At 64.8% G+C, this 22602-nt stretch carries 20 protein-coding genes; 14 read left to right on the forward strand and 6 right to left on the reverse strand.

All coding sequences use genetic code 11. The features are described from left to right. Positions 1–87 precede the first annotated feature (87 nt). The gene (locus SO156_RS26415) at positions 88–939 is read left to right on the forward strand and encodes an adenylate/guanylate cyclase domain-containing protein (RefSeq protein WP_498536786.1); all 852 of its coding nucleotides are present in this window, start codon (positions 88–90) and stop codon (positions 937–939) included. Positions 940–1002: 63 nt separating this feature from the next. Here the strand turns inward: SO156_RS26415 and SO156_RS26420 are convergent, their stop codons facing one another. Next, positions 1003–3405, reverse strand: a complete 2403-nt coding sequence (locus SO156_RS26420) for a phosphoketolase family protein (RefSeq protein WP_498536787.1) — start codon at positions 3403–3405, stop codon at positions 1003–1005. A gap of 216 nt (positions 3406–3621) precedes the next feature. Between SO156_RS26420 and SO156_RS26425 the strand changes: the two genes are divergently transcribed. The 3 genes from SO156_RS26425 (at position 3622) to SO156_RS26435 (ending at position 7332) form a co-directional block, all read left to right on the forward strand. Further along, entirely contained in the window at positions 3622–4785 is a 1164-nt protein-coding gene (locus tag SO156_RS26425; RefSeq protein ID WP_498536788.1) for a PA0069 family radical SAM protein, read from the forward strand. Between the two features lie 78 nt (positions 4786–4863). Then, entirely contained in the window at positions 4864–5694 is an 831-nt protein-coding gene (rnhB, locus tag SO156_RS26430) for a ribonuclease HII (protein WP_498536789.1), read from the forward strand. Positions 5695–5823: 129 nt separating this feature from the next. Further along, a complete protein-coding gene (locus SO156_RS26435; RefSeq protein WP_498536790.1) occupies positions 5824–7332 on the forward strand; it encodes a glycosyltransferase family 39 protein in 1509 nt (502 codons plus the stop codon). 92 nt (positions 7333–7424) lie between these two features. Here the strand turns inward: SO156_RS26435 and SO156_RS26440 are convergent, their stop codons facing one another. After that, positions 7425–8231 carry a uracil-DNA glycosylase gene (locus SO156_RS26440; RefSeq protein WP_498536791.1) on the reverse strand — a complete coding sequence of 269 codons (807 nt, stop codon included), beginning with the start codon at positions 8229–8231 and terminating at the stop codon, positions 7425–7427. Between the two features lie 135 nt (positions 8232–8366). Here SO156_RS26440 and SO156_RS26445 point away from each other — a divergent pair, with 135 nt between their 5' ends. From SO156_RS26445 to SO156_RS26455, 3 genes are all read left to right on the forward strand, one after another. Next, positions 8367–10028, forward strand: coding sequence for an electron transfer flavoprotein-ubiquinone oxidoreductase (locus SO156_RS26445; protein ID WP_498536792.1), 1662 nt, complete (start codon positions 8367–8369; stop codon positions 10026–10028). A gap of 283 nt (positions 10029–10311) precedes the next feature. Continuing rightward, a complete protein-coding gene (locus SO156_RS26450; RefSeq protein ID WP_458147849.1) occupies positions 10312–12108 on the forward strand; it encodes a tetratricopeptide repeat protein in 1797 nt (598 codons plus the stop codon). Between the two features lie 109 nt (positions 12109–12217). Further along, entirely contained in the window at positions 12218–13102 is an 885-nt protein-coding gene (locus SO156_RS26455; protein WP_498536793.1) for a 4-(cytidine 5'-diphospho)-2-C-methyl-D-erythritol kinase, read from the forward strand. A 101-nt stretch (positions 13103–13203) separates the two neighbouring features. Here SO156_RS26455 and SO156_RS26460 read toward each other — a convergent pair whose 3' ends face one another. Genes SO156_RS26460 through SO156_RS26470 form a run of 3 tightly spaced genes read right to left on the reverse strand, consistent with a single transcriptional unit; the run spans position 13204 to position 15759 of the window. Next, positions 13204–14094, reverse strand: a complete 891-nt coding sequence (locus tag SO156_RS26460; RefSeq protein WP_498536819.1) for an alpha/beta fold hydrolase — start codon at positions 14092–14094, stop codon at positions 13204–13206. 11 nt (positions 14095–14105) lie between these two features. Beyond that, complete coding sequence (locus SO156_RS26465) at positions 14106–14738, reverse strand: LysE family translocator (protein ID WP_498536794.1); 633 nt, start codon at positions 14736–14738, stop codon at positions 14106–14108. Positions 14739–14751: 13 nt separating this feature from the next. Next, positions 14752–15759, reverse strand: a complete 1008-nt coding sequence (locus SO156_RS26470) for a polyprenyl synthetase family protein (protein WP_027524290.1) — start codon at positions 15757–15759, stop codon at positions 14752–14754. A gap of 129 nt (positions 15760–15888) precedes the next feature. Here SO156_RS26470 and SO156_RS26475 point away from each other — a divergent pair, with 129 nt between their 5' ends. The 6 genes from SO156_RS26475 to glyS all read left to right on the forward strand — a co-directional run bounded on the left by SO156_RS26475 (position 15889) and on the right by glyS (position 21556). Then, positions 15889–16116, forward strand: a complete 228-nt coding sequence (locus tag SO156_RS26475; RefSeq protein WP_027524291.1) for a putative signal transducing protein — start codon at positions 15889–15891, stop codon at positions 16114–16116. Then, entirely contained in the window at positions 16109–16885 is a 777-nt protein-coding gene (locus SO156_RS26480; protein WP_498536795.1) for a tRNA1(Val) (adenine(37)-N6)-methyltransferase, read from the forward strand. Before SO156_RS26475 ends, SO156_RS26480 begins: the two co-directional genes overlap by 8 nt. 214 nt (positions 16886–17099) lie before the next feature. After that, positions 17100–18008, forward strand: coding sequence for a S49 family peptidase (locus tag SO156_RS26485; RefSeq protein ID WP_498536796.1), 909 nt, complete (start codon positions 17100–17102; stop codon positions 18006–18008). Positions 18009–18112: 104 nt separating this feature from the next. Continuing rightward, the gene (locus SO156_RS26490) at positions 18113–18304 is read left to right on the forward strand and encodes a hypothetical protein (protein WP_027524294.1); all 192 of its coding nucleotides are present in this window, start codon (positions 18113–18115) and stop codon (positions 18302–18304) included. A 214-nt stretch (positions 18305–18518) separates the two neighbouring features. Continuing rightward, the gene (locus SO156_RS26495; protein WP_458147844.1) at positions 18519–19457 is read left to right on the forward strand and encodes a glycine--tRNA ligase subunit alpha; all 939 of its coding nucleotides are present in this window, start codon (positions 18519–18521) and stop codon (positions 19455–19457) included. Next, positions 19457–21556, forward strand: coding sequence for a glycine--tRNA ligase subunit beta (gene glyS / locus SO156_RS26500; protein ID WP_498536797.1), 2100 nt, complete (start codon positions 19457–19459; stop codon positions 21554–21556). The genes SO156_RS26495 and glyS overlap by 1 nt, the downstream gene beginning before the upstream one ends. Positions 21557–21807: 251 nt before the next feature. Here the strand turns inward: glyS and SO156_RS26505 are convergent, their stop codons facing one another. Further along, complete coding sequence (locus SO156_RS26505) at positions 21808–22164, reverse strand: DUF1236 domain-containing protein (protein ID WP_498536798.1); 357 nt, start codon at positions 22162–22164, stop codon at positions 21808–21810. Between the two features lie 250 nt (positions 22165–22414). Here SO156_RS26505 and SO156_RS26510 point away from each other — a divergent pair, with 250 nt between their 5' ends. After that, positions 22415–22570: a DUF3096 domain-containing protein gene (locus SO156_RS26510; RefSeq protein ID WP_458147841.1), complete on the forward strand. Its 156-nt coding sequence runs from the start codon at positions 22415–22417 to the stop codon at positions 22568–22570. The last annotated feature ends 32 nt before the right edge of the window (positions 22571–22602 follow it).

A 22602-nucleotide genomic window follows, 5' to 3' on the forward strand; every position in this document is an offset into this window, starting at 1 on the left:
TGACGCGATGGCCATGAACACCACTAACCGCTGTCGCGCCAGACGATGCCTGGTGCATTTGGCGGTCAATGAGATACCATGTGATCGATGACCGACGACAAGGTGAAACGGCGGCTGACTACTGTCCTGTGCGCGGATGTGCACGGCTATTCTCGCCTGATGGGAGCGGACGAAGCGGGAACGCTGGAGATGCTGCGCCGCTGCCGCACTGCCATTGCAGGATTGGTGGAGCGCCACGACGGGCGGATTGTGAATACATGGGGCGACGCCGTGATCGCCGAGTTCGCCAGCGTTGTCGAGGCCGTGCAATGTGCGGTCGAGATTCAGCAGGAAGTTTCCAGTCAGAATTCGGCCCCACCTCACGCGCCACAGATGCGGTTTCGCATCGGCGTCAATCTAGGAGATGTGATGGTGGATGGTTCCGACATTTTTGGCGACGGGGTCAACATCGCGGCACGGCTGCAAGAGCTCGCCGAGCCTGGTGGCGTCATGGTCTCGGCTTCCGTCTACGATCAGGTGCACAACAAACTATCTCTTGGCTTTGACTGTCTCGGTCAGCAACAGATGAAGAACGTGGCCCCCGTAACCACCTATCGGGTGACCCTGGGCGGCGGAGCCGTTGGGCGAGGTGGCGCAAGCCCTGCTCCTCAGGTTGGAGCGGCTGCAGGCTCGGAAGCTGGTGCTCAAACGATTCGCGGCCGATACGAGCCGTCCAACTGGATGAGCTTCATCTCGGATCGTTGGGCGATCCTGCCTCGCCCCGTTGCAGCAATTCTCACAGTTTCGGCCTTTCTGATTCTGATCAATGTTTTCACGGGTCTGCACAGAATCTGGTTTCATTGGCCAGTCGCAGCGCTGCTCTTCATTGCCGTCCTGCGGACGCTCCGGCACGGACCTGCGTCGGACAGAAATGAGAGGCGCCGAAGGACTCGGGACTGAGCGGCTCGGCCCGCTGGGGAGAGGTGTCCCCAAGATGGCTAATCGTCTTGATCTCATCGCGCTTTAAGCCCGCGTCGTCCCGCCCGCACCGCTCGGCCACACCCAGTCGCGGATCTCCGGCATGTCCTCGCCGTGCTCGCGCACGTAGCGCGAATGTTTGAGCAGGGCATCGCGGAACTGCTGCTTGATCTGCGCGGCTTTCGTCGCGAGATCAGGTACGCGCTCGATCGCCTCGATTGCCAGATGATAGCGATCGAGCTCGTTGAGCACGACCATGTCGAACGGTGTCGTCGTGGTGCCTTCCTCGGCAAAGCCGCGCACATGCATGCCGGCATGGTTGGCGCGGCTGTAGGTCAGGCGATGGATGAGATATGGATAGCCGTGATAGGCGAAGATCACCGGCTTGTCGTGCGTGAACAGCGAGTCGAAATCGCGATCGGAAAGGCCGTGCGGATGCTGCTCCTTCGGTTGCAGCGTCATGAGATCGACGACGTTGACGACGCGGATCTTCAGATCGGGCAGCGCCTTCCGCAACAGATCGACCGCTGCGAGCGTTTCCACCGTCGGCACGTCGCCGGCGCAGGCCATCACGACGTCAGGCTCGCCATCGGCATCTTCCGTGCCGGCCCAGGTCCAGATGCCGATGCCGGCATCGCAATGCGTCGCCGCATCCTGCATGGTGAGCCATTGCGGCGCGGGCTGCTTGCCGGCAACGATCACGTTGATGCGGTCATAGGTGCGCAGGCAGTGATCGGCGACCCACAGCAGCGTGTTGGCGTCGGGTGGGAAATAGACGCGGACGATGTCGGCCTTCTTGTTGGTGACGAGGTCGACGAAGCCGGGGTCCTGATGGCTGAAGCCGTTATGGTCCTGGCGCCAGACATGCGAGGTCAGGAGATAGTTGAGCGAGGCGATCGGCCGCCGCCAGGTCAGCTCGCGCGACACCTTCAGCCATTTGGCGTGCTGGTTGAACATCGAATCGACGATGTGGATGAAGGCTTCATAGCAGGAGAAGAAGCCGTGGCGTCCGGTGAGCAGATAGCCTTCGAGCCAGCCCTGGCAGAGATGCTCGCTCAAGACCTCCATGACACGGCCATCCTGGGCGAGGTGGACGTCATAAGGCTCGGTCGGCTCCATCCAGACCCGTTCGGTCGCCTCGAATACGGCGTCAAGCCGGTTTGACGCGGTTTCGTCCGGGCCCATGATGCGGAAGTTGCGGGCATCCGCATTCAGCCTGACGACGTCGCGCAGGAATTTGCCAAGCTCGCGCGTTGCCTCGGCGACCGTCTTGCCCGGCTGCTTCACCTCGACGGCAAAGTTGCGGAAATCGGGCAGCTTGAGCTCGCGCTTCAGCAGTCCGCCATTGCCGTGCGGATTTGCGCCCATGCGGCGGTCGCCGGTGGGGGCGAGGGCCTGCAATTCGGGAACAAGCGTGCCGTGGGGGTCGAACAGCTCCTCCGGCGCGTAGCTCTTCATCCAGGCTTCGAGCACTTTCAGATGCGCCGGATTTTCGCGGCAATTGGCAACCGGCACCTGGTGGGCACGCCAAAAGCCCTCGACCTTCAGCCCGTCGACCTCCTTTGGTCCGGTCCAGCCCTTCGGTGAGCGCAGCACGATCATCGGCCAGCGCGGCCGCTCGATCGCGGTCCTTGTTTCGCGCGCATGCTGCTGAATCGAGCGGATGCTCGCCAGCGCCACGTCGAGCGCGTCCGCCATGATCCTGTGCATCGTTTTGGGATCATCACCCTCGACGAACAGCGGCTCGTGGCCTAGCCCACGGAAGAGATCGCGGATCTCCCCGTCGCGCATCCGCCCGAGCACGGTGGGGTTGGCGATCTTGTAGCCGTTGAGATGCAGGATCGGCAGCACCGCACCGTCATGCGCAGGATTCAAAAACTTGTTCGAATGCCAGGACGCCGCAAGCGGCCCTGTCTCGGCCTCGCCGTCACCGACGACGCAGGCGACGATCAGGTCGGGATTGTCGAGCGCGGCGCCATAGGCGTGGACCAGCGCGTAGCCGAGCTCGCCGCCTTCATGGATCGAGCCCGGCGTCTCCGGCGCCGCGTGGCTCGGAATGCCACCGGGGAAGGAGAACTGCCTGAACAGCTTGCGCAATCCGTCCGCATCGCGCCCGATGTCTGGATAGATCTCGCTATAGCTGCCTTCGAGATAGGTATTGGCGACCATGCCCGGGCCGCCATGGCCGGGGCCGCAGATATAGAGGACGCTGAGATCGAGCGTGCGGATCGCGCGGTTCAGATGGGCATAGATGAAGTTCAGCCCCGGCGTCGTCCCCCAATGGCCGAGCAGGCGCGGCTTGATGTGCTCGGGGCGGAGCGGCTCGCGCAGCAGCGGATTGTCCAAAAGGTAGATTTGTCCGACGGATAAGTAGTTGGCGGCGCGCCAGTAGCGATCGAGCAGGTCGAGGTCGCCTCCGCTGGCGCGCGCTTGTTGTTGGCTTGTCATGATGGGCTGCCCTTGTTGCGACGACCGTCACCAACCCGGTTCCCGGGCGATCGATCCCGTTTCTACCGGCGGCATCAAACGGCAACGCGGCCGGCAACCCTTGAGCGAGGTCAAAATTCGGTGCGCTAAGTTTGGGCGGCTACTTTGCATGGGGTTGTTTTGCGGCTTTTACGTTCTTGTTCTTGATTTGTTCCGATCGCGTGCTATCTTGGTTTCATGAGTCGAGCATCCTCTCATGCCCTCAAGCACCCGCCGGTCACGGCGCCCTCCGAGCCGGCGGGTGCGCCTTCCGCGTTTCCTGAGCTTGCCGTCGCGATCGACCGCGAACGCAGGCGCGGGCGCGGCGCCCAGTCCAACGCCAGCGGCCGTTATGAGGCCGAGGCGCGCGTCGCCTTCGATGACGGCTGGCAGAGCCTCGAGGAACTGCCGCCGTTCAAGACCACCGTGGCCGTCGACAACTCGCGCAAGGTAATCACCCGGAACGACTCCCCCGACATCGGCTTTGACCGTTCCATCAATCCCTACCGCGGCTGCGAGCACGGTTGCGTCTATTGCTTCGCGCGGCCGACCCACGCCTATCTCGGGCTCTCGCCTGGGCTCGACTTCGAGTCAAAACTGTTCGCCAAGCCCGAGGCGCCGGCGCTGCTCGAGAAGGAACTTGCCGCGACCGGCTATGAGCCGCGGATGATCGCTATCGGCACCAACACTGATCCCTATCAGCCGATCGAGCGTGAGCGCAAAATCATGCGCGGCATCCTGGAGGTGCTGGAGCGCGCCGGCCATCCCGTCGGCATCGTCACCAAATCGGCGCTGGTGACGCGCGACATCGATATCCTCTCGCGCATGGCCAAGCGCAACCTCGCCAAGGTTGCGATCTCGGTGACCACGCTCGATCCGAAGCTGGCGCGCACCATGGAGCCGCGCGCCTCCACGCCGCCCAAGCGTCTGGAGGTGCTGAAGCAGCTTACGGAGGCCGGTATCCCGACGACCGTGATGGTCGCTCCCGTGATCCCTGCGCTGAACGATTCCGAGATCGAACGCATCCTGGATGCGGCCGCGCATGCCGGCGTCAAGGAAGCTTCCTATGTGCTGCTGCGGCTGCCGCTCGAGGTCCGCGACCTCTTCCGTGAATGGCTGATGGCGAACTACCCGGATCGCTACCGCCACGTCTTCACCCTGATCCGCGACATGCGCGGCGGTCGCGACTACGACTCGAAATGGGGCGAGCGGATGAAGGGCACCGGTCCAATGGCCTGGACCATCGGTCGCCGCTTCGAGATAGCCTGCGAGCGGCTAGGTCTGAACAAGCGCAGGTCGAAGCTGACCACCGATCACTTCGCCAAGCCGAAGCGCGGCGGCGAACAGCTCAGTCTGTTCTGACTCAGGCGGGTCTGAATAACGGGAATATCCGAGGTTCCCGGTTGCGCAGGCCGGACCTGCGTGCGCACGATCGCGGCCATGATTCGGGACAAGTCCGCCAGCAAGCCGGCCAGGAAGGCCGCGAAGAAAGAGCCCAAAGCGGCCGCGAAGGAACCTAAGGGCGCCGAAAAGGCCGCCAAGGGTATCATCGCCGTCGCGCCGCCGAGCTTTCGCCGCGAGCGCGCGTTGATCAAGCGCGGCGTCTGGCCGGTTGCCGGTTGCGACGAGGCGGGACGGGGGCCGCTGGCCGGGCCTGTGGTGGCGGCCGCCGTGATCCTCGACCCAAACCGGATCCCGCGAGGCATTGACGATTCCAAGCGCCTGACGGCCGAGGAGCGCGAAAAGCTGTTCGACAAGATCTGCGCAACCGCGCAGGTCTCGGTCGCCGTCGCCTCGCCGGCGCGTATCGACCGCGACAATATACTGCGCGCCTCGCTCTGGGCGCTGAAGCGCGCGGTGGTGGCGCTGCCAGAGTCGCCCCGCCACGTCTTCGTCGACGGTCGCGACAGGCTCGATACGGCCTGCGACTGCGAGGCCGTGATCGGCGGGGATGGCCTGGTGCTCTCGATCGCTGCCGCCTCGATCATTGCCAAGGTGACGCGCGACCGGCTGATGTGCGCACTGGCGGCGGATTGTCCGGGCTACGGTTTCGAGCAGCACAAGGGCTACGCCGTACCGGAACACCTGGACGCGCTCGACCGCCTCGGTCCCTCGATCCACCACCGCAGCTTCTTCGCCCCCGTCGTCGCGGCGCGCGAGAAGCACATGCCCTGGACGGTCGAACCGAGGCGCGACCTGTTCACGGCCGTGGATGAGGCGGTTGTGCAGGTTGAGGCAGAGATACAGGTCGACGTTTCGGCCAATCTCTAGCGGCGGGTTTCACCTCTATCCGTAAGAACGGGGAGAGGGAGACGAGTTGGTTGCCACGGCGCGCAGCGCGCTTTATCAGACATGGACGCGCCGGCTTGGACGGGTTGGCTGCATCATTTCGGACCTTGCATGCGGTTTACCTCCCTGGTCATCGAGCTGATCCGCGCCCGGCCGCGGCTGGTGGTGTGGATCGTGGTGCTGCTCCAGGCCGCGATGTGGCTGTTCGTGGCGCTGATCTTCTATCGCAGCCCACCCGGCAATCTCGCCACGCTGCTTGCCTTTGGCCGCGAATATCAGGTCGGCACCGGGCTCGGGCCGCCGCTGGCTTTCTGGCTCGCCGACATCGCCTATCGCGCCGCCGGCAACCACATGATCGGCGTCTATGTGCTGGCCGAGCTCTGCGAGATCGCGACCTTCATCGCGCTTTATCATCTGGCGCGCGCGGTGGTCGGCACGCAGCAGGCGGTGCTCGCCGTGCTTTTGACCATGACGGTGCTGGCGTTCTCCTCGCCCGCGCTCGACTTCGGTCCGATGGTGCTGGCGCGCCCGCTCTGGGCGCTGCTCCTCTTGCACTCCTGGCAGTTGATCGGCCAGCGCCGCGGCAACGCCTGGTTCGCCTGGTCGATCGCCGCCGGGCTGCTGCTGCTGACGACGCCGGCTGCCATCGGCCTGCTGTTGCTGCTCGTCATCTTCGCGGTCGCGACTGAAGGCGGCCGCAAAACGCTGCGTGCGCTCGATCCGATCTATGCGCTCGTCGTCGTTGCCGTGCTGGTCCTACCCTATGCGATCTGGCTGATGCGTGCCGAGACGCTGTCCATGCCGGCCTTGCCGCAGCTTGAGGATTTGAAGCTACGTACGATCAACACAGCCTGGCTGTTCGGCGGCCTCTTGCTCGGCGCGGTTGCGATTCCGGTGCTGACCTTCCTCAACACGACGTGGTTCGCCGGCAAGAGCGAGGACGCGCCCATCATCTACCGGCCGCCGGTCGAGCCGCTGGCGCGCAACTTCGTCTACTTCTTTGCGCTCGCGCCCGCGCTCGGTGCGGTCCTGATCTCCGGCCTGCTCGGGCTCGATAGCGTGGCGGGCGGGGCAGGCCTCGTACTGCTGATGTCGGGCCTCGCCGTGATCGTCGCCGCCGGCGACCTGATCGCGATGCGCCGCGCCCGCGTGCTGCGCACGGTGTGGGCGGCCGCCGTCGCCGCGCCCGCTGCGGGCATCGTGCTGGCGGTTCTCCTGATGCCCTGGGCCGGGACCAGCGAGATCACGACCTCGATGCCTGCGCGTGCGATCTCGGACTTTTTCGACGACAGCTTTGCTCGCCGCACCAACCAGCGTCTGCGCGCGGTCGCCGGCGAGACGCAGCTTGCGAGCCTGATCGCGCTGCATTCCGGCCGGCCACATCTGCTCATCGACGCCGAGCCGCAGCGCACGCCCTGGTTCACACCGGCGAGGTTCAGCGAGACTGGCGGCGTCGTGGTCTGGCGCGCCTCCGATACCGCCGGCACCCCGCCGCCGGAGATCGCCAAACGCTTCCCCGGCATCGTGCCCGAAGTGCCGCGCGCCTTCGAATGGCTGGTGAACGGCCGCCAGCCGCTGCTGCGCATCGGCTGGGCCATCGTGCGCCCGAAGGGGACGTGAGGAGCTCTCGTGCCCCGGACGCAGCGCGGCATGAAATGCTGCGCTGCTGAGCCGGGGCCTATCTCTCCGCAGAGCCGGGACACGAGTGCGAGCTACCCCGCCAGCACCTTCGCAATCGCGCGCAGATCCTGCCAGGCCAGCCGCTTGTAGGACGGCGAGCGCAGCAGATAGGCCGGATGGAATGTCGGCAGCGCGCGGATGACGCGCTCGCCCGTGTCGTAGTCGAACCAGCGACCGCGCGTGCGCATGATGCCTTCGCGCGTCGAGAGCAGCGTCTGTGTCGAGGGATTGCCGAGCGTCACCAGCACGTCGGGATTCACGAGCTCGATCTGGCGCTGGATGAAGGGCAGGCAGGTTTGCGTCTCCTGCGGCGTCGGCGTGCGGTTGCCGGGCGGCCGCCACGGGATGACGTTGGCGATATAGGCCTTGCTGCGATCGAGCCCGATCGCGCCGATCATGCGATCGAGCAGCTTTCCCGAGCGCCCGACGAAGGGCAGTCCTTCGATGTCCTCATCACGACCCGGCGCTTCGCCGACGAACATGATGCGCGCTTGCGGGTTGCCGTCAGCGAACACTAGCCGCGTCGCGGTGTTCTTCAAAGCGCAGCCGTCGAAATTCTGCATCAGCTCGCGTAGCGCCTCCAGCGTCGGTGCGGTCCGCGCGGCCTCGCGCGCCGAGGCGATCGCAACGTCAGGCGCGGGCGCAGCCTCGCCGCGCATCACGGCCGGCGCTGCAATGGGCCTCGGCGCTTCGACCGGCTGAACCGCGCGTGCGGCCGGGGGCGGCGCCTCCGGCTCGGCCAGGCGATCGATCGGTTCCTCGGCAAGCGCGCAATCGACGCCGGCCTCCAGATAGAAGGCCAGCAGCTCGCGGACGGTGGGGGCGGGTTCGCTGATCATGGCTACTTATGACATTTAGGTCAGTTTAGGGGGCCTTGCATCCCAGCGAAACGCATTTCCGAGGTTGTCCTGCCCGGAAAAATCGGAAACAAGAGGGCGCAAACGACCAAGGACCGTCTCAAGGGCTGAGATCAGATGAGCACCGAAGAACTTCCTCCGCGCGAATCCATGGAATTCGACGTCGTCATCGTCGGCGCCGGCCCCTCGGGCCTGTCGGCCGCGATCCGGCTGAAGCAGCTCAACGCCGATCTCAACATCGTCGTGGTGGAGAAGGGCTCGGAAGTCGGCGCGCATATTCTCTCAGGCGCCGTGATCGATCCCGCCGGCCTCGACAAGCTTATTCCCGACTGGCGGAATGATCCCGACTGCTCGCTAAAGACAGAGGTCAAGGACGACCGCTTCTACTGGATGACGGCGGGCGGCGCGATCAAGCTGCCGAACTTCATGATGCCGCCGCTGATGAACAATCATCATTGCTACATCGGTTCGCTCGGCAATGTCTGTCGCTGGCTGGCGCGGAAAGCCGAAGCGCTCGGCGTCGAAATCTACCCGGGCTTTGCGGCTGCCGAGGTGCTCTACGACGAGAACGGTACGGTGAAGGGCATCGCCACCGGCGACATGGGCATCGCCAAGGACGGCTCGCTGAAGGACTCCTTTACCCGCGGTATGGAATTGCTCGGCAAGTACACGTTGTTCGCCGAAGGCGCCCGCGGCAGCCTCACCAAGCAACTCATCGCCAAGTTCGCATTGGATGCCAAGAGCGAGCCGGCGAAATTCGGCATCGGCCTGAAGGAGGTCTGGCAGATCGATCCGGCCAAGCATCAGAAGGGAATGATCCAGCATTCCTTCGGCTGGCCGCTCGGCATGAAGACCGGCGGCGGCTCTTTCCTCTATCATTACGACGACAATCTCGTGGCCGTCGGCTTCGTCGTGCATCTCAACTACGACGATCCCTATCTGTCGCCGTTCGATGAGTTCCAGCGCTTCAAGACCCATCCCTCGATCCGCGGCACCTTTGAAGGCGGCAAGCGGCTCGCCTATGGTGCGCGCGCCATCACCGAGGGCGGCTACCAATCGGTGCCGAAGCTCAGCTTTCCCGGTGGTGCGCTGATCGGTTGTGCCGCGGGCTTCGTCAACGTGCCGCGCATCAAGGGCGTGCACAACGCGATGGGCTCGGGCATGCTCGCTGCCGAGCATGTCGCCGCCGCGCTCGCCGCGGGCCGCGCCAATGACGAGCTCGCCGAATATGAGAATGCATGGCGATCTTCCCCGGTCGGCAAGGACCTGTTCCTGGTGCGCAACGTCAAGCCGCTATGGTCGAAGTTCGGCACCGTGCTCGGTGTCGCGCTCGGCGGCTTCGACATGTGGTGCAACACGCTGTTCGGTGTCTCGCTGTTCGGCACGCAGTCGCACGCCAAGCCCGACCGCGCCACGCTCGATCCGGCGAAGAGCCACGCACCGAAAAACTATCCCAAGCCCGACGGCAAGATCTCCTTCGACAAGCTCTCGTCGGTGTTCCTGTCCAACACCAACCACGAAGAGGACCAGCCGGTTCATCTCAGGGTTGCCGACATGAACCTTCAGAAGACCTCGGAACACGACGTCTTTGCCGGCCCCTCGAACCGTTACTGCCCGGCCGGCGTCTATGAATGGGTGGAGGAGGGCGCGGCTCCGCGCTTCCAGATCAACGCCCAGAACTGCGTCCATTGCAAAACCTGCGACGTGAAGGATCCGAACGGCAACATCACCTGGGTTCCGCCGGAGGGCGGCGGCGGCCCGAACTACGAGGCCATGTAGGATTCGGGCAAACTGCCGCACGATTGCGTGAGGGAGCGGTGACCACGGATCGCCGTCCGCGGCCACGATAAGGCCATAGTAAAAGCGTCTTGGGCAGGATCTTGGGGCGGACTGGGCCGGTAACGGGCGAGCGCCGAATCGGCTTCCGAAAACCCCGCCGAATCCTTGCGATTGGGCGCCAAAAGCGGCATTGTTCCCGGCCATGACGGTTCCGGGTCCCGATGCTACCGGTCGCGTTTGCAAGCGAGACGACCCCGACTTTCCAAACTTAAGGCGAGCCCTGATGTTTTCAAATCGTTTCAACCGCTGGACTGCTGCTGCCATCGCCCTTGCCGGTTCTGCGATCGTGGCGGTCCCCGGCGCGGTCCTGGCGCAGACGCCGGATCATCCAGCCGACACCGCGGTGCAGTTTCCGACCCGGAACGATTTGAAGTCGCTCACCGGCGCGGGCAGCTATCTCGCCGCCCGCCACGCCAGCGTCGAACGCGACGCCTCGTCCGCGGCCGCCTTCTACCGCTCGGCGCTGCGCACCGATCCCAAGAACAACGAGCTGCTCGACCGCGCCTTCATCTCCTCCGTCGCAGATGGCGACATCGACGAAGCCGTCAAGCTCGCCGAGCGCATCCTGACCATCGACAAGTCGAACCGCGTCGCGCGCCTCGTCGTCGGCGTGCACGACCTGAAGATGAAGAAATACGCGACCGCCCAGAGCAACATCAACCAGTCGATCCGCGGGCCGATCACCGATCTCGTCGCGACGCTGTTGTCCGGCTGGGCCGCCTATGGCGCGGGCGACTCGAAGGCTGCCGTCTCCAGCATCGACAAGCTGACCGGCCCTGAATGGTATCCGCTGTTCAAGGATCTCCATGCGGGCTTGATCCTCGAACTCGCCGGCAAGGAGAAGGACGCCGGAGTCCGCTTCGAGCGCGCCTACAAGCTCGACGATTCCATGCTGCGCATCACCGAAGCCTATGCGCGCTGGCTGTCGCGCAACAAGGATGCGGCCGCCGCGACCACCGTCTACGAGGCCTTCGACAAGAAGCTCGCCCGTCATCCGCTGATCCAGGAAGGCCTGCGCGAGGCCCGCGCCGGCAAGAAGATGCCGCCGCTGATCGATTCCGCGCAAGCAGGTGCGGCCGAAGCGCTCTACGGCATCGGTGCTACGCTGACCCGCCGCGGCGGGGAGGACCTTGCGCTGGTCTATCTCCAGCTCGCGCTGTATCTCCAGCCGAGCCATCCGCTCGCGCTGCTCTCGCTCGCCGACCTCTATGAATCGGTGAAGCGGCCGCAGATGGCGATCAAGATCTATGAGCGCGTGCCGGCGAGCTCGCCGTTGAAGCGCAACGCGCAGATCCAGCTCGCGGTCGATCTCGACTCCGCCGACAAGACCGACGAGTCGATCAAGATCCTCAAATCCGTGGTCCTGGAAGATCCCAAGGATCTCGAAGCCATCATGGCGCTCGGCAATATCGAGCGCGGTCGCAAGAAGTTCGGTGATTGCGGCGCGACATATTCGCAAGGCATCGAGGTGCTGCCTGCCGGCGCCGACAAGTCCAACAGCGTCTGGTACTACTACCGCGGCATCTGCGAGGAGCGCTCCAAGCAGTGGGGCAAGGCGGAAGCCGACATGAAGAAGGCGCTCGAGCTCCAGCCCGACCAGCCGCATGTCCTCAACTATCTCGGCTATTCCTGGATCGACCAGGGCGTCAACCTCGACGACGGCATGAAGATGATCAAGCGCGCCGTCGAGCAGCGTCCCGACGACGGCTACATCGTCGACTCGCTCGGCTGGGCCTACTACCGCATCGGCAATTACGAGGAGGCGGTGAAGAACCTCGAGCGTGCGATCGACCTGAAGCCCGAGGATCCCACCATCAACGACCATCTCGGTGATGCCTATTGGCGCATCGGCCGCACGCTGGAGGCCAAATTCCAGTGGTCGCACGCGCGCGATCTGAAACCCGAGCCGGACGATCTGCCGAAGATCGAGGCCAAGATCGCCAACGGTCTCACCGACGACAATTCGAACTCTTCGGCCGCGCAGGCAGAGAAGAAGAAGGACGACGGCAAGGGCGGCTGATCGGGCCGCGCATGATCCGGAAAGGTGTGCAACGGTTTTCCCTCGCGACAAACGCGTAGCGTTTGCGCGGAGATCATGCGCAAAATGAGAGTTTGGGGGTTGGTCGCCGATGTCGGCGTTGATTGAAGAAGGGCGCGCGAAGGTCAATTTGAGCCTTCGCGTCGTCGGCCGTCGCACCGACGGCTATCATGATCTCGAAAGCGTTGTCGCATTCGCCGATTGCGCCGATCGTCTTGTGCTCGAGCCGGGCGAAGAGCTGAAGCTCACCACCACGGGCCCATTGGCTGCAGCCTGCGGCGAGACCGCCGACAATCTCGTGCTCAAGGCGGCAAGGCTTCTCACTGAGGCCGTGCCGAACCTGAAGCTCGGTGCCTTCGCGCTCGACAAGGTGCTGCCCGTCGCAGCCGGTATCGGCGGCGGCTCGGCGGATGCTGCGGCGGCAATGCGCCTGCTCGCGCGCCTCAACAATCTCTCGCTCGATGATCCCCGCTTGCATGAGGTCGCGCTTGCGACCGGCGCCGATGTGCCGGTGTGCCTGCTGTCGCGCGCCTGCGACATGACCGGGGTCGGCGAGCAGCTCCTGCCGCTGATGCTGCCGAGCATGCCCAGCGTGATGGTGAACCCGCGCGTCCCGGTGGCGACCAAGGACGTGTTCCAGGCGCTGGGCCTGCGCAATGGCGAACTTTTGGTCGGCGCCACCGACGTCCTCGAAGCGCCGGCCTGGCCGGGGGAGGGCGCCTCGACTGCCGACTGGGTCGACGTGCTTTCGACCGTTGCCAACGATCTCGAGGCCCCCGCAATGCGCATCGAGCCGGTGATCGGCGAGGTGCTGGACGCCTTGCGCGCCCGTGCCGGCGTCAAGCTCGCCCGTATGTCGGGTTCGGGCGCGACCTGCTTTGCGATCTTCGGCGGACCTGTCGAGGCGCATGCCGCAGCCGAGACGATCCGCCGCGACCACCCCGACTGGTGGGTGCATGCGGGGACGCTGAGTTAAGCAGAGCCGTCGTAGGGTGGGCAAAGCGCAAGCGTGCCCACCACTTCCATCACCCGATCTGGATGCATGGTGGGCACGGCGCTGGCGCGCCTTTGTCCACCCTACTGCGGCTGAGCCAAGCCTCCGCCTTTCTCGGTAATTCCGAGAAACCGCCTGATTGCGTCGAGCACCTCTTGCGGCCGGTCATGATGCAGCCAGTGTCCCGCGCCGGAGACCATTTCGACGCGCGCCTTCTGGAAGTAGCGCTCCAGCCCTGCCGCCCTGGAGCCGGCGAGGAAGCTTTCATCGGCATTCAGGAGCAGCGTCGGGCAGGCGATACGCGCCCAGAGCGCGACATGATCATCTGGCCATAGCCGCTGCGGCGCCGTCACGCGCTGGTAGGGATCGAACTTCCAGCGATAGGTGCCATCGTCGTTTTGTCGCACCCCGTGCGTTGCAAGGTGCAGCGCCAGCTCGCGCGACAGGCGTTTGTTGTAAGTTCTCATCTGCGCCGCAGCGTCCTCGATCGTGCGGTACGAGCGCGGTGCGCGGTCATGCAATTTGTCGAGCTGGCCAACCCATTTGGTGATGCGCTCGTTCGTGGGAGCCTTTTGCGCATCCGGCAAGACGGTCACGCCGTCGAGAACCACCAGCGCCGATACCTGCTCCGGAAACGATCCCGCATAGATCAGGCTCACCATGCCGCCCATCGAATGGCCGACGAGGATCACCTGTGGTGCGGCGGTGGCGCGGACGAGCTGTGCCAGATCGTACACATACTCGGTCAGCGCGTAGCTGCCGCCTTTGGTCCAGTCGGAATCGCCGTGGCCGCGAAGGTCGGGCGCGAGCACGTGAAAACGAGACTGCAACGCGCGCGCGATGACGTCCCAGCTCCGGCAATGATCGCGGCCGCCATGGACCAGGATGACGACTGGCGCGCCCTCATTGCCCCAATCGGCATAATGCAGCCGCAGGCCATGAGACTCGTAGAAGCGACTCATTGGAGCGAGCATCATGCCACGACCTAGCTCTGCACCGGCCGCCTCGCCAGCGCGAGGGAGAGGCCGAGACCTGCGATGAAAACGCCGGAGCCTTGGGTGAGGCGCTGCATGAGACGCGGCCGGCCGATCAGTTGCGCGCGGGTGAGGGAGGCCATCAGCACGACGACGACATCGACGAGCGTGTTCAGCGTCACCGAGATCGCGCCGAGCAGAATGAATTGCAGCGTAGGGCTGGCGACGGACGGATCGAGAAACTGCGGGATGAACGCCAGGAAGAACGCCGCGGTCTTCGGGTTCAGCGCCTCGACCAGCACGCCGTCGCCAAAGGCGCGCTTGCCGCCGACGGGCTCGCGCTCCAGCGACTGAAGCTGGCCCGCGCTGCGGAAGGTCCGGATACCGAGCCAGACGAGATACAGCGCGCCCACGAACTTCACGGCGGCGAAGAGTTCGGCGCTCGCAAGGATGATCGCCGAGATGCCGAGGCTGCCGGCGACCACATGGACCATGCCGCCCAGCGCCGTGCCGGCAGTCGAGGCGAATCCGCTTGTTCGCCCTTCCGACAAGGTCCGCGCTGCGACGTAGAGGATGCCGGGACCGGGAACGAGCGCAATGACGAGGGCGGCGGCGAGGAACAGCCAGTAATTCGCGTCGATCATTTGCGGGAGGCCGCTAGTGCGACCGTGCGAGGCAGAACGCCACCACCTGCTCCAGCGCGCTCTTCATCGGCGAGGGCGGGAACAGCGCCAGCGCATCCACGGCCATCGCGCCGTAGTGTTGGGCGCGGCTCAGCGTGTCCTCGAGCGCGCGGTGCTTGTTCATCAACCCGATGGCGTGATCGAGATCGGTGTCCCCAATCTCGCCGCGCTCCAGCGCCCGTATCCAGAAGGCGCGCTCGGTGTCATTGCCGCGGCGGAAGGCGAGCACCACGGGCAACGTGATCTTGCCCTCGCGGAAATCGTCGCCGGTGTTCTTGCCGAGCTTGGCGCTCTTGCCGCCATAGTCGAGTACGTCGTCGACGAGCTGGAAGGCGATGCCGAGATTCATGCCGACCGAGCGGCAGGCAGTCTGCTCGGCCTTCGGGCGGTTGGCGAGCACGGGTCCGACCTCGCAGGCGGCCGCGAACAATTCTGCGGTCTTGGCCCGGATCACGGCGAGATATTCGTCCTCGGTGGTCGCCGTGTTCTTGGCGGCCGCAAGCTGCATCACCTCGCCCTCGGCGATGGTCGCAGCCGCTGCCGAGAGGATGTCGAGCGCCCGCAGCGAGCCGACCTCGACCATCATGCGGAAGGCTTGTCCGAGCAGGAAGTCGCCGACCAGAACGCTCGCCTCGTTGCCCCACAGCATGCGCGCCGACAATTTGCCGCGGCGCATCTCGCTCTCGTCGACGACGTCGTCGTGCAGCAGGGTTGCGGTATGCATGAACTCGACGGAGGCGGCGAGCTTGATATGGCCGTCGCCCGTGTAGCCGGCGAGGTTGGCCATGGCGAGGGTGAGCATCGGCCGCAGGCGCTTACCGCCGGAGGAAATCAGGTGGTTGGCGACCTCCGGGATCATGGTCACCTCGGAGCCGGTCCGCGACAGGATGGTCGCATTGACCCGCTCCATGTCGGGGGCGACAAGGGCAACCAGCTCTTCGATCGACGCGCCGGGAGTTTCGAAAGGTACGATTACGGCCACGCCGGTCTCCAATATTTGCCCGGGAAGGGCTATTCTGACGACAAGACAATAGAAACTGCGGGCGGACGCGGCAAGTGCCGCGGAACCATTGACATTTCCGCCCACCCCGGGTCAGGCAGGAGGCTCGTTTTGCGCGAACTGGTTCGGACCAACGACATGGTGCTGGTGTCGGCGATCGGCGCATTGCTCGACGGCGCCAATATCCACCACCTGGTGCTGGATCAGAACATGAGCATCATCGAGGGCTCGCTCGGCATCCTGCCACGGCGGATCCTGGTCCATGAGGATGACGCCAGCGAGGCGCGGCAGCTCCTGACCGAGGCCGGCCTCAGCCACGAATTGCGCGGCGATGACTGAGCTCGCCCCGAACGTCGATGAGGTCACCGAGGACGCGTTCCTGGACGGGCAATTGCGGCTGATGCAGAAGCGGTCCGGCCACCGCGCCGGGCACGATGCGATCCTGCTGGCTGCGGCGACCGCGGCCAAGGCAGGCGACCGCGCCGTCGATTTCGGCGCTGGCGTCGGCGCGGCGGGGCTGGCGCTGGCGCGTCGCGTCCCCGGGATCAGCCTGGTGCTGGTCGAGATCGATCCGGAGCTTGCCAGCCTCGCGGGCGCCAACGCGGCTGCGAATGTGATTGAAGCCGAGGCGATCGTACTCGACGTCACGGCGGGTGCAGAGAGCTTCGCGGCAAGCGGCCTTCTGCCTGATAGTGTCGACGTCGTCCTGATGAATCCGCCCTTCAACGATGCCGTGCGCCATCGCGGCTCTCCGGACCAGGCGCGTCACGTCGCCCATGTCGCGTCGGCGGAGACGCTGCATGCCTGGGTGCATGCAGCGCGGCGCATTCTCAAGTCCGGTGGTGCGCTGACCTTGATCTGGCGCGCAGATGGGATAGCAGACGTACTGACAGCGCTGTCACGCGGCTTCGGCAGCCTCTCGGTGTTGCCGGTTCATGGCGACCCGGAGAAGCCTGCGATCCGCGTGCTGGTCCGCGCCATCAAAGGCGGCAGGGCGCCGACCCGTATCCTGCCGAGCCTGATGCTCAACGAGGAGTCACGCGTGCCTAAAAAAGAGTTACGGGACGTGCTTGCTGGGAGGGCGGTGCTGCCGCTGGGAACAGCTTGAAGATTTACTGGGGAAGCGAGTTCGACTGCTGGTCCTGTGCTGCGGTGAAGCGAATCGCCGTGAACAGCGCGCCCATCAGCATGATCAGCAGATAGATCTTCATGGTGTTCTCCGCTGCCTCATAGCAGCCTCCCAACGGAGACTTTGCAAAACACGTTCCAGGCACTTCCAATGACAGTCGCGTGATAAGAAATGGTTAAGACGAGGTAACGGCATGGCCGAACAATTGAACGATCCAAATACGTCCGGCCTGCTCGACAGATGCATGGAATATCTTCCGGCGCGCTTTCGCCCCGGCGCGGCGGTCGTGCCGGTGGTGCGGCTCGCCGGGGTGATCGGCGCGGTGACGCCGCTGCGTCCGGGCATGACGCTCGCAGGCGTCGCGCGGGTGCTTGAGCGCGCCTTTTCGGTCCGCAATGCCAAGGCGGTGGCGCTCGTCATCAATTCGCCCGGTGGCTCGCCGGTGCAGTCGCGCCAGATCTATCTGCGCATCAAGCAGCTTGCGGCCGAGAAGAAGCTCAAGGTCTTGGTGTTCGTCGAGGACGTCGCGGCCTCCGGCGGCTACATGATCGCCTGCGCGGGCGATGAGATCTTCTGTGATCCCTCCTCGATCCTCGGCTCGATCGGCGTGGTCGGCGGCAGTTTCGGCTTCCAGGAGGCGATCAAGCGGCTCGGCATCGAGCGGCGGCTCTATACCGCCGGCGAGCACAAGGCGATGCTCGACCCGTTCCTGCCCGAAAACCCCGACGACGTGGCGCGGCTGAAGAAGCTCCAGCGCGAGATCCACGCGATCTTCATCGCGCTCGTGAAGGAGAGCCGGGGCGCGCGTCTGAATGGCGGCGAGGACACGCTGTTCACGGGCGAATATTGGGCTGGCGACACCGCAATCTCGCTGGGCCTCGCCGATGGGATCGGCGACCTCCGCTCAACTCTTCGTGCCCGCTATGGCGAGAAGGTTCTCACCCCCGTGATCGCGCAGCCGACCGGGCTGTTGTCGGGCCTGTTCGGCCGCAAAGCGCCCGGCGCAGGCCAGCTTTCGGCCCTGGAAGGTATGGCCGGGCTGCCGGATGAAGTGATTTCGGCGCTGGAAACGCGTGCGATTTGGGCAAAATTCGGGTTCTAGCAGCTGCTGGCCCGCGCCATTTGGTCCGAACCAAGCCAATTGCGGCGCGGGCCCGTCTGCGCGAGAATGCGCTCGGGGGCTGAGCATTGAACAAGGATCGACCGATGCCGCCGTTCGTTGCATTCGCGGGCGTCCTGGGCGGGCTAGCCGTGGTCCGCTGGGCCTACAAGACTGCTGTCCGGATCAACCAGGAGCTGGAGGAGATGCGCCTGTCACGCGTCGCCGAAGCCGCACGCATGGGGGAAATCCAGACGCTGAAGCGCGACCCGGTCACCGGGGCGTACCGCCCGGGGTAGCCGCTGCCGGTGGGCAAAGCGAAGCGTGCCCACCACTTCTGAAGAGGTTAGCGAAAGATGGTGGGCACGGCGCAAGAGCGCCTTTGCCCATCCTACCGCATCCCTCGAAGTGGCGGGCTGATTGGCCCGAAGCCGCCCCGGTCGCCTTGATTCCCACCGCCGCCGTCGATACGGTCCCGCGCGATTCAAACCCCCGCGAAAGCCTGACCTGACGATGGACGCCTCATTGCCCGCCCATATGCGCCCGGACCGCTCGTTCCAGGGCCTGATCCTGGCGCTGCAACGCTATTGGGCGGATTACGGCTGCGTGATCCTCCAGCCCTACGACATGGAGGTCGGTGCCGGCACCTTCCACCCTGCAACCACCCTGCGCGCGCTCGGCCCGAAGCCGTGGAATGCTGCCTATGTGCAGCCCTCGCGCCGGCCGAAGGACGGCCGCTACGGCGAGAACCCCAACCGGCTCCAGCACTATTACCAGTTCCAGGTGATCCTCAAGCCGTCGCCGCCGGACCTCCAGGAGCTGTATCTCAAGTCGCTCGCCGCGATCGGCATCGATTCCGCCGTTCACGACATCCGCTTCGTCGAGGACGACTGGGAGAGCCCGACGCTGGGTGCGTGGGGCCTCGGCTGGGAATGCTGGTGCGACGGTATGGAAGTGTCGCAGTTCACCTACTTCCAGCAGGTCGCCGGCGTCGAATGCGCGCCGGTCGCGGGTGAGCTCACCTATGGGCTCGAACGGCTTGCCTGCTACCTGCAGGGCGTCGACCGCATCATGGATCTCAACTTCAACGGCCGCGAAGGCGACCAGAAGGTCTCTTACAAGGACGTCTTCTTCCAGGCTGAGCAGGAATATTCGCGGCACAATTTCGAATATGCCGACACCGCGATGCTGTTCGAGCAGTTCAAGATGGCCGAGGAAGCCTGCAAGAAATATCTGGCGGCCGGCTGGCGCGAAGGCGGCAATCGGAGGGAGCACCTGATGGCGCTGCCGGCCTATGATCAGTGCATCAAGGCGAGCCACGTCTTCAATCTGCTTGATGCGCGCGGCGTGATCTCGGTGACCGAGCGGCAGAGCTACATTTTCCGGGTGCGCGAGCTTGCAAAGGCCTGCGGCGAAGCCTGGGTGCACACCGAAGCGGGCGGAGTGGCCTGATGCCCGATTTGTTGCTGGAGCTGTTCTCCGAGGAAATCCCTGCGCGCATGCAGGCGAAGGCGGCCGACGACCTGCGTCGCATGGTCACCGACAAGCTCGTTGCCGAGGGGCTCGTCTATGAAGGCGCGAAAGCGTTCGCGACGCCGCGTCGCCTTGCGCTCACCGTGCATGGCATCCCCGTGCGCCAGCCTGACCTGAAGGAAGAGCGCCGTGGTCCGCGCGTCGGCGGGCCCGAGCCCGCGATCCAGGGGTTCTTGAAAGCCACGGGCCTTGCCTCGCTGAACGAGGCGAAGATTCAGAGCGACAAGAAGGGCGACTTCTACATCGCGCTGATCGAGAAGCCGGGCCGCGCGGCGATCGACGTGATCGCCGAGATCCTCCCCGTGATCATCCGCACCTTCCCCTGGCCGAAATCGATGCGCTGGGGCGCGCGCTCGGCCAAGTCAGGCTCGCTCAACTGGGTGCGTCCGCTGCACGCAATCACCGCGACCTTCGGGCTCGAGACCGAAGAGCCTGATGTGGTGAATTTCTCCATCGACGGCATCGAGACCGGCCAGACCACCTACGGCCATCGATTCCTGGCGCCAGCCGCAATCAACGTGCGCCGCTTCGAGGACTACGAGGCGAAACTGCTCGACGCCAAGGTCGTGCTCGATCCGGAGCGCCGCAAGGATTCGATCCTGACCGATGCCAAGCAGCTAGCCTTCGCGCAGGGTTTTGAGCTGGTCGAAGACCAGAACCTGCTCGACGAGGTCGCGGGTCTCGTCGAATGGCCGGTCGTGCTGATGGGCTCGTTCGACCAGGAATTCCTGTCGATCCCGGCGGAAGTGATCCGCGCCACCATCCGCAACAACCAGAAGTGCTTCGTGGTGAGCGATCCCAAAACGGGCAAGCTCGCGAGCAAGTTCATCCTGGTTGCGAATATCGAGGCGATCGACGCTGGCAAGGCGATCGTCGCCGGCAACGAGCGCGTGATCCGCGCACGGCTCTCGGACGCAAAATTCTTCTACGAGACCGATCTCAAGACGAAGCTCGAGGACCGGCTGCCGAAATTCGAGCAGATCGTGTTCCACGAGAAGCTCGGCACGCAGGCAGAGCGCATCAAGCGCATCGAGCGACTAGCGGCCGAGATCGCGCCACTCGTCAGCGCCGATGTCGCCAAGGCAACGCGCGCCGCGCATCTGGCGAAGGCGGATCTGCTGACGGAAGTGGTCGGCGAATTCCCTGAGGTCCAGGGCCTGATGGGCAAGTACTACGCGCTGGCCCAGGGCGAGGATGCCTCGGTCGCTGCCGCCTGCGAGGAGCACTACAAGCCGCAAGGTCCCGCCGATCGCGTGCCGACGGATCCGGTGAGCGTCGCGGTGGCACTCGCGGACAAGCTCGATACGCTCGCCGGCTTCTGGGCGATCGACGAGAAGCCGACCGGGAGCAAGGACCCCTATGCGCTGCGCCGCGCGGCGCTCGGCGTGATCCGGTTGATTGCCGAGAACACGCTTCGCCTGTCGCTCCTGAAGGTGGCCGCGTCAGCACTTGCCGGTTTGTCGATGAAGCCCGCGGATGCGCAGAAGATCCCGAACGATCTTCTTGCCTTCTTCGCCGACCGCCTCAAGGTCCAGCTCCGTGAGCAGGGCGCGCGGCATGATCTCGTCGACGCTGTGTTCGCGCTCGGCGGCCAGGACGATCTCCTGATGATCGTTCGCCGTGTCGAGGCGCTCGGCCAGTTCCTGGACGCCGACGACGGTAAGAACCTCCTCGCCGGCACCAAGCGCGCCAGCAACATCCTCTCGATCGAGGAGAAGAAGGACAAGCGCAGCTTCGACGGTGCACCGGATGCTGCGCTTTACAGCTTGCCTGAAGAGAAGGCGCTCGCAAAGGCGATCGGTGAGGTCAAGGCGGAAGCAAGTGCAGCCGTCGCCAAGGAAGATTTTGCCGCCGCCATGAGCGCGATGGCAAAACTCCGTCCGCCGGTCGATGCCTTCTTCGACAAGGTCCGTGTCAACGACGAGAATTCGAAGGTTCGTGAGAACCGCCTGAAGCTTCTGAACGAAATCCGCAGCGCCACGCGTGCGGTGGCGGACTTCTCGAAGATCCAGGATTGAGGCGCGCGTGCCCCGGACGCAGCGCAGCGCTTCTTTAGCGGTGCGCTGCAGAGCCGGGGCCCATGCAGCGTGCACACAGGCTCTGTGTCCCGGGTCTGCGCTTCGCTTGCCCGGGACACAAGATCACGCGAAAAAGCCCCGCCCGGCGGGGGGATGACCGGGCAGGGCCTGATGTCCGAAAACTCTATTCGCGCCAAGACTTACGATGACAAGGCTTGCTACTGACAAGCCCAGTGTGGCGCGCCGGACATCTAGTCGAGGACCTCGACGATGCGACGCGAGCGCGGCTCGACCAGCACGGTCTCTCCGTTCACGACGGTGTAGCGATAGGTCGTCGGGCCGAAACGCTGCGGCACGTCGTAATAAGTGATGCCGGTCTCAGGCAGCATCCTGCCGACCACGATGCGGTCTGGTACGCTGAAGGCCGGTACGCGCTGCTCGACGACGTAATCGCGAAACGCCGGACGTTGTTCGACGGCGATGCCAGGGCTGCGTTCGACCACGGTGGGCGGCGCGCGGCCGATCGTGACGTCGGCTTGCGCCTGCGCCGCGACGGGCGCGCCGAGCGCGACGCCAAGCGCTGCAAGTGCAAGAATCCTGTTCCGCATGGGCAACTCCTCACGAAGATGATTCGGCGCCACGCCAGTGGCGCGACCCGGGTTGCCAATGCATGCACCCTGCCCAATGTTCCGAAAGATTGAGCGTCGCATCCGCGGCAATTTCAGGCAGTTTTCGCGAAGGGGGGAACTCAAGTATGTGCTCGTGCGTCTCTACTCGCGGAACCGGGGCAGGTATGATCCGCCCGCGATTCGCATCACCCTGAAGGCTCACTCGCCCAAGCCTCGAGAAAGATATTTCATGCACCTCACCGTCGCCCATATCTCGCCGATCATGTCGCTGATCGCGGGCGTGCTCATCCTGATCATGCCTCGGCTTCTTAACCTGATCGTCGCGATATTTCTGATCCTGAACGGCGCGATCGGGCTTGGCCTTTTGAGGTGGCTGCATCTGTAGGGCATGATCCGGATCCGTGGGGCCGCGTTAGC

The sequence above is a fragment of the Bradyrhizobium sp. UFLA05-125 genome (assembly GCF_059803515.1).